Below are 6,644 nucleotides of genomic sequence, written 5' to 3'. Positions count from 1 at the left end.
AGGATACCGAGGACGCTGCGGTCCGGACAGTGCCGCTCACGGCCCGAGCGGCAGACCGTGCAGGTGCCGCACCCGCAATTGATCTCGCCCACCACGCGCTTTCCCGCGAGGGGGTGGTTCTCCGGGCCTTCCACCACGCCGGCGAATTCGTGGCCGAGGATGCCGCGAAATCCCATGTAGCCGCGGATCAGCTCCAGATCGGTGGCGCAGACGCCCGCCCGCCGCACCCGCACGAGGGCCTCTCCCGGCGGCGGCACGGGGATAGGGCGCTCGATGAGGGAAACGCGGTTCTCTTCGAGATGGATGGCGAGCAAGCGAAAAGTCCCGAATCAGCTGGGGGATGTTTCTTTTTCTTTGCCTTGGTAGACAGGGCAGCGGTTATAAGAAGAGAGGCAGAACTCGCGCTGGCGCTGCGCGTTGACCGTCGTGTAGGGAAGCGTCGTCGTGCGCAGCAGTGTTTTTTGCTTCGACGCCTGTGCGTAGCAGACGTTGGTCGGGACGGGGTAGTCCTTGGCGTTTTTGCGGTCTTTCTTGGTGCCCAGATAGGGGCAGTTTTTCGTTTTTGCCTCGAGCTTCCGGGGAGTGCGGATGCTGCCGGACTCATCCACGTTTCCCTGGAGGAGTGCGCCTTGGCCCGTCGAGGGAGGCGGGCTCGCAAGAGAGGTTTCCCGCATCCGGGGAAAAGAGAGCTTCTCCTCCTCGCCGCCCGGCGGCGCGAAAGGGGTTTCCCGGCCGCGGGATTCTGCGGAAGCCGGCTTTTTGTCCTTGTCGTTGCCGGCGACCGCGTTTTTCGAGCTTTTAATCAGATCGATCATCCGAACCATGAATCGCCTCGTTTTCTGTCAACTGGGCAGTGGGGTAACTTCCCGGCAAAACGTTGAAAATCAATCTCCACCAACCGCCTGCACATGTAACCTGTACCCGCCGGAACCCACAGTCAACCTCTTTTATAATTATAACAATTTTGGGGCAGGGAAGATAGGAGAAACGAATTCCGGGCGAAATATCTCCGGGCCGCTTGCTCCGGCCGGGGGATCTCATTCCTGCCCTCGCCTTTTGGCGGCACGCCTCCCTTCGGGTTAGGGTGCGCCCATGACATCTGCTATCGGCTCTTTTTTCAACCGTTTTCATCGGTGCGGCGGATTTTACCTACGGCCGCGCGGCCCGGCGGGGCATCTCCGCCGGGACGATGACTTTCTCCCAGTCGTGCATCGCGCTGCCCATCACGATCATCTGGGCGTATCTGGAGGGCGCCTATTCCTGGAGCCGCTACACGTTCCTGGGAATTGCGGCGGCTGTCTTCATCTTCACCGGATTTTGGGCCTTCATGCGGAGCGTCCGGCTGGGCGAGGCCAGCGTCAGCACCCCGATTTACCGCATCAGCTTCATCGTGGCCGCCGCCCTGGCGATTGTCTTCCTCGGCGAGGCGCTCACCCTGCGGAAAACGGCCGGGTTCTTGTTTGCGGGGGGCGCGATTTTTCTGCTTTCCGATTTTGGGGGCCGCGCCCAGGGCCGGGGAGGGATCCCGCCGATCTCCATCGTATGGGCGGTGGTGGCCATGGTGGCGGTCAGTCTTCTCAATATCGTCTACAAGCTGGGGGTGATGGCGGGGGAGGCGCCCTCGATGCTGATGCACGGCCAGGCGGTCTTCTTCACGGGGCTGGCTTTTCTGTTCGCGGTTTTCTCCCAGGGAGGGCCGAAGTTCTCCCGGGCCGGATGGGCGCATGCGGCGGTGACGGGCGTTTGTTTTCCCATCGGGATCATCGCGCTCATGAGCGCCATGCGGACGGGCGAGGCCAGCGTGGTCGTGCCCATCTCTCAATTGAGTTTCGTGGTCAGCGCCGCCATGGCGACGGTGTGGATGAAAGAGAGATTCACGAAGCGGAAACTTCTCGGAATCGCCCTGGCGGTGGCCACGGTTGCAGCCTTCTCAGCCGCCTGATCGGGCCGCGGGTTTTTCCCTGGTTTTTTCCTTCGGTTCGCCGGCCGGTTTCCGGGCGATGAGGCGCCGGGCGATGTAGCGCATCTCCTCGAGGCTGGCGCCCCCTCCCTTTTGAAGAATCATCCGTGCCAGGTCCAGTTGCGGGTCATTTTCGCCGAAGGCCGGGGGGCCATCGCCGGGCGCGGAGGAGGAAGCGCTCCGGGGCCTCTTCGAATCCGCGACCACCACGTCCGGGCGGATTCCCTTGTGGTGGATGCTCCGCCCCAGCGGAGTGTAGTAGAGGGCGGTGGTCAGGCGGATTCCGGTTTCATGGCCGAGCGGGATGATGGTCTGGACGGATCCTTTTCCGAAAGTTTTCTGGCCGATGAGCAGCGCCCGGTCGAGATCCTGAAGCGCACCGGCGACGATCTCCGAAGCGCTGGCGCTGCCGCCGTTGACGAGGACGACGAGGGGTTTGCGGCGCACACGTCCGCTCTCCTCGGTGTGGAAATAAAGGACATGCTCGCGGTGCCTCCCCTTGGTGAAGACGATCATGCTCTTCCGGGGCAGGAAACGCTCGGCCACCCGGACCGATTGCAGAAGCAGGCCGCCCGGGTTGTTTCTCAGATCAAGGATGAAGCCGCGGGGGTTTTCTTTCAGAAGCCGCTCGAGCGCCTCGTCGAGTTCGTGGGTGGTTTCCTGATGGAAAGTGGATATGCGGATGTAGCCGATACTCCCTTCGAGAAGGCGGCTGGTGACACTGGGCGTTTCAATGACAGCGCGCACGATTCGGAATTCGCGCGGTTTTTCCCATCCCTGGCGCTGGATGAGAAGCCGCACCTCCGTGTCGGGCGGCCCGCGCATGCGAGTGACCGCCTCCCGGAGCGTTATGTTGCGGATCTCCTCGACGTTGACCGCAAGAATAATATCGCCCCGCAGCAGGCCCGCCCGGAACCCGGGCGTGTCCTCGATGGGGGCGATGATGGTCAGATACCCATCGCGCATCGAGACCGAGATGCCGATCCCGCCGAAGCGGCCGGAAGTTTCCACCTGCAATTCCCGGAAGGCGGCGGGGTCCAGGAATCCGCTGAATTCGTCGAGCGCCGAGATCATTCCGTCGAGCGCCTGGTACATGATCTCGAGGGGTTTGTTTTTCTTTTCGGTTTTTCCATTCATGACAGCAAACTGGTAGGCGCTTTCGAAGGAGGTGAGTTCGCTCCCGCGGGAGCCGCCGAAGTGGACAGCCAGCTCGTTCTCCCCGGAGCGGAGCAGGAAGCTGCGGGGAGAATTTTGGATGACCTGCAGGTTTTCCTTGCCGAGAGATTTCTGGAGTCCGAAGATTCCGGCGGCCAGGAATTTTTTCCGGTCGGGGAGGGAGGCGTAGTTTTCCTCGATGGTGCCCGCAGCCTCGCGGAAAAGAAAAATGGCGCTTTGCGCCTCGGGAGATGGCGCCGGAAACGAGGGCGTCTGGCCCGGAGCCGGCGCGGCCGACAAGAGCATGAGAATCAGCAGCCACGCGAAAAGCGTCACGATGGCGATTGGTTTTCGTGAAGTCAGGGGAGAGGCCAAGGCGCTACTCCAGGCGTTTGCCGTCTTCGGCATCGAAAAAGAGAACGCCATTGGGGTTGAAGTCGAAGTGTATCGAATCGCCCACCCGGTATTCCTGGTCGGCGCTTGTCTTGGCCACGAAGAGCGGGTCCGCGCCGTAAGTGAAAAATACCAGTGTTTCGTTTCCGAGAGGTTCGAGGAGCTTGATCTCTCCCCGGACGCCGGCGCTTCCCATCCGGATGTGCTCTGAGCGGATTCCGAGGTTCACTTTCCGGCCGAAGGCGGAGGCCGGAACGGTGTCGCGCCGCAGGGAAAGCTCGAACTGTTCCGACTGGAAGAGCGGGTTTTCTCCGGCGGAGATGCGCCCTGAAATCATGTTCATGGTGGGTGTGCCGAAAAAGGTGGCGACAAACTGATTGACCGGCGTCCGGTAGATTTCGAGGGGCGTCCCGATTTGCTGAATGTGGCCGTCCCGCATGACGACGATGCGGTCGGCCATCGTCATGGCTTCCGCCTGATCATGGGTGACGTAGACGAATGTGGACTTCAGTGCCTCGTGAAGACGTTTCAGTTCGGTGCGCATGTCGATCCGCAGTTTCGCATCCAGGCTGGAGAGCGGCTCATCCATGAGGAGAACGTCCGGGTTGGTGATGATCGTCCGGGCGAGGGCCACGCGCTGCGCCTCTCCGCCGGAGCATTGTCCCGGTTTTTTGGACAGGAGATGCGAAATTTTCATCGTTTCCGTCACCTTCTGCACGCGCTGGCGCACCTCGCTGTCAGCGACCTTGTTCACCCGCAGCCCGAAGGCCACGTTTTCGAAAACCGTCATATGGGGAAAAAGAGCGAGGTCCTGGAAGACCATGCCGAGACCGCGCTCGCCCGGGTCGAGATCGTTGACGAGGCGCTCCCCGATCATGAGTGTGCCGCTGGTGGGCGTTTCCAGTCCCGAGATCATGTTGAGCGTCGTGGTTTTTCCGCAGCCCGAAGGCCCGACCATGATCATGAACTCGCCGTCGTCGATGTCGAACGACACGCCGGCGACGGCGGTGACCGATCCGAATTTTTTCACGAGGTTTTCGAGCTTGATCCTGGCCAAAAGACTCTCCTATCCCGCAACCATGTCCGGCGCAGCAAGGGCTCCCTCGGGCACGCGCGGCGACAAAGGATGATTATACAATTTTCGGGTATACGCGCCGCCCCGCATCTGCAGGAGGCGGAACTTCCCCTTCCCGAGGCGCCATCATACGGGCTTGGAGGCCGGGATCAACTCCTGGACCGGCAAAAAATCCCCCCCCCTCCGGCAGGCCCGGAGAGGGGGGGGAGAGGGCATGAGGCTCTTGCCGAGGTTCCTCAGGCGGGCACCCGGATGGTCAGCACCGGGCAGGGAACATGGCGGATCACGCTCTCGGCCACGCTGCCGATGAAGAGCCGCGGCAGGCCGGTCCGGCCGTGCGTGGCCATCACGATCATGTCGTAGCCTTCCTCTTCGGCCTTCGCGGCGATGGCGGTTGCGGCGTCACCCCAGACCAGCTCCTTCTTGCAGGCGATGCCGGGGCAGCCCTTTTCGCACATTTCGGTGATCCGTTTTTCGGCGTCCGCCCTGATTTCCAACTTGACCTTTTCCCAGTCGATGTAGACCTCGTAGGGAACCGAGGTTGCCGGTTCGGCCATGACGTGGATCACGGTGATCTCCGCGTTGCGCAACTCCGCGATCCCGGTCGCGGCCTCAAGGGCGGAGTAGCTGGAGTTAGAGAAATCAATCGGCACGAGAATTTTCTTGGGAGCGAATTTAGCCATGGCAGATCCCCTTAATTGGGCTGGGCGAAAGCCGAGCCGGGAACGTATTTTTTATCGGCTGTCTTTGACGCCCGAAATAGCAGGACCGGAATCTGGGAATGGCGCAGCACTTCCTCGGCCACGCTGCCGAGAACCCATCGCGTCGGCCCACTCCGGCCGTGTGTGGCCATCGCGATGAGATCGATGTTGTTTCGGGCGGCATGCTCCAGAATCTCCTGGGCGGGAAATCCGTAGCGGACAACGCCCTCCGCCTCCATGCCCTCCGCCTCGAGTTTCCGCTTCATCTCGTCAACGTACAGATTGGCTTCTTCGACCACTTTGATCTGATTCTCCGAGGGGTCGGAGCCGGGAAATACCAGTGCGAACGCCACGCGCAGCAGAATCACCTGGGCGCCCTGGGTCATCGCAAAATCGCGGACCCGCGACAAGATTTCCTCGGCCAGCGGCGAACCATCGAGAGGAACGAGAATTCTCTTCATCATGACCATGCTCCTTCTGGAAACTTTTCGGCCCCGCAAACCCGCTCATGCAGCCTCGGCGGTGGTTTCGCGATTCAATGTGAAGACAGGCACCGGCGCGCGCCGCACGATCTCTTCGGTGACGCTCCCGAGAAGCGCATGGGAGAGTCCCGTCCGGCTCCGGGAAGAGAGAACGATGAGGTCGGCCTTTTCCCTTAGCGTGGTCTTCAGGATTTCCTCTACCGGGTCGCCGGTGACGATGTGTTCTTCATGCTCCAGGCCTGCCACGGAAAGCTCCCGGCAAACTTCATCAACGAGGAGACTCGCCTCGGCAATCAACTCCGCGCGGACGATGTCCCAGCTCTTTCCGGTTCCCTTCAAGGCCGCATCCGCCGCCTCGGCGGGAACAACGTGCAGGACAAGGAGTTCGGAGCCGAAATTGCGGGACAAGGTAATGGCCCAACGGATCTCGTCTCGGCTGCGCGAAGAAAAATCAATCGGCGTCAAAATTCGTTTGATGTCCATTTTCCCCCCTCCTTTAACATGTCCACATCGGTAACATCGCCACATCGGACCGGGGAGCAAGCCGGCCGCGATGGCGCTTGTGTCTGCAAGCCCTCATCCAGATAAAAGGCAAATCATGTGCCAGGTTGAAAAAAGGGGGCGGGCCTCCATAATCCATTGATAATGCATGCGTAAAAATTCCGGTTCGACACCGGGCCGAAAATAGGGTGAGAATATATGCCCCAATGCCGTGTTTTTTGAGACATTTTTGCGTAAGGCATCGGCCCAGGAGGAAGCCGTGAAGATTTCCATCGTGATTCCGGCGCTGAACGAGGCTGCCCGCATCGCAAGCCTGTTTGCGGGGCCGGGCGCCTTGGCAGGTGCGCATGAGGTGATCGTGGCCGACGGCGGCAGCG

The 6,644-nt window shown here is 61.1% G+C and carries 8 protein-coding genes; 1 reads left to right on the top strand and 7 read right to left on the bottom strand.

Annotation, left to right across the window (positions count from 1 at the left end; genetic code table 11):
• Both O2807_10310 and O2807_10305 read right to left on the bottom strand, forming a co-directional pair.
• Positions 1–314, bottom strand: a 314-nt coding sequence (locus O2807_10310) for an alcohol dehydrogenase catalytic domain-containing protein (protein MDA1000888.1), incomplete at its 3' end; no start/stop codon positions are given.
• Positions 315–329: 15 nt separating this feature from the next.
• Positions 330–824, bottom strand: coding sequence for a hypothetical protein (locus O2807_10305; protein MDA1000887.1), 495 nt, complete (start codon positions 822–824; stop codon positions 330–332).
• A gap of 275 nt (positions 825–1,099) precedes the next feature.
• On the opposite strand from O2807_10305, the gene O2807_10300 reads away from it, so the two are divergent.
• Entirely contained in the window at positions 1,100–1,942 is an 843-nt protein-coding gene (locus O2807_10300) for a DMT family transporter (GenBank protein ID MDA1000886.1), read from the top strand.
• Here the strand turns inward: O2807_10300 and O2807_10295 are convergent.
• From O2807_10295 to O2807_10275, 5 genes are all read right to left on the bottom strand, one after another.
• Entirely contained in the window at positions 1,931–3,490 is a 1,560-nt protein-coding gene (locus O2807_10295; protein MDA1000885.1) for a S41 family peptidase, read from the bottom strand. The two genes, O2807_10300 and O2807_10295, sit on opposite strands and share 12 nt — an antisense overlap.
• A gap of 4 nt (positions 3,491–3,494) precedes the next feature.
• Positions 3,495–4,565 (bottom strand): ABC transporter ATP-binding protein, encoded by a 1,071-nt coding sequence (locus O2807_10290; GenBank protein ID MDA1000884.1) that lies wholly within the window; start codon positions 4,563–4,565, stop codon positions 3,495–3,497.
• A gap of 254 nt (positions 4,566–4,819) precedes the next feature.
• On the bottom strand, positions 4,820–5,266 hold the full coding sequence (locus tag O2807_10285; GenBank protein ID MDA1000883.1) for a universal stress protein: 447 nt from the start codon (positions 5,264–5,266) through the stop codon (positions 4,820–4,822).
• An 11-nt stretch (positions 5,267–5,277) separates the two neighbouring features.
• A complete protein-coding gene (locus O2807_10280; protein ID MDA1000882.1) occupies positions 5,278–5,748 on the bottom strand; it encodes a universal stress protein in 471 nt (156 codons plus the stop codon).
• Positions 5,749–5,790: 42 nt separating this feature from the next.
• Entirely contained in the window at positions 5,791–6,249 is a 459-nt protein-coding gene (locus tag O2807_10275; GenBank protein MDA1000881.1) for a universal stress protein, read from the bottom strand.
• Positions 6,250–6,644 lie beyond the last annotated feature (395 nt).

This window comes from bacterium (genome assembly GCA_027622355.1).
Taxonomy (GTDB): Bacteria; UBA8248; UBA8248; order UBA8248; family UBA8248; genus JAQBZT01.
The sequence above is the reverse complement of the archived record's forward strand: the minus strand, read 5'-3'. Positions and strand labels throughout refer to the sequence as shown.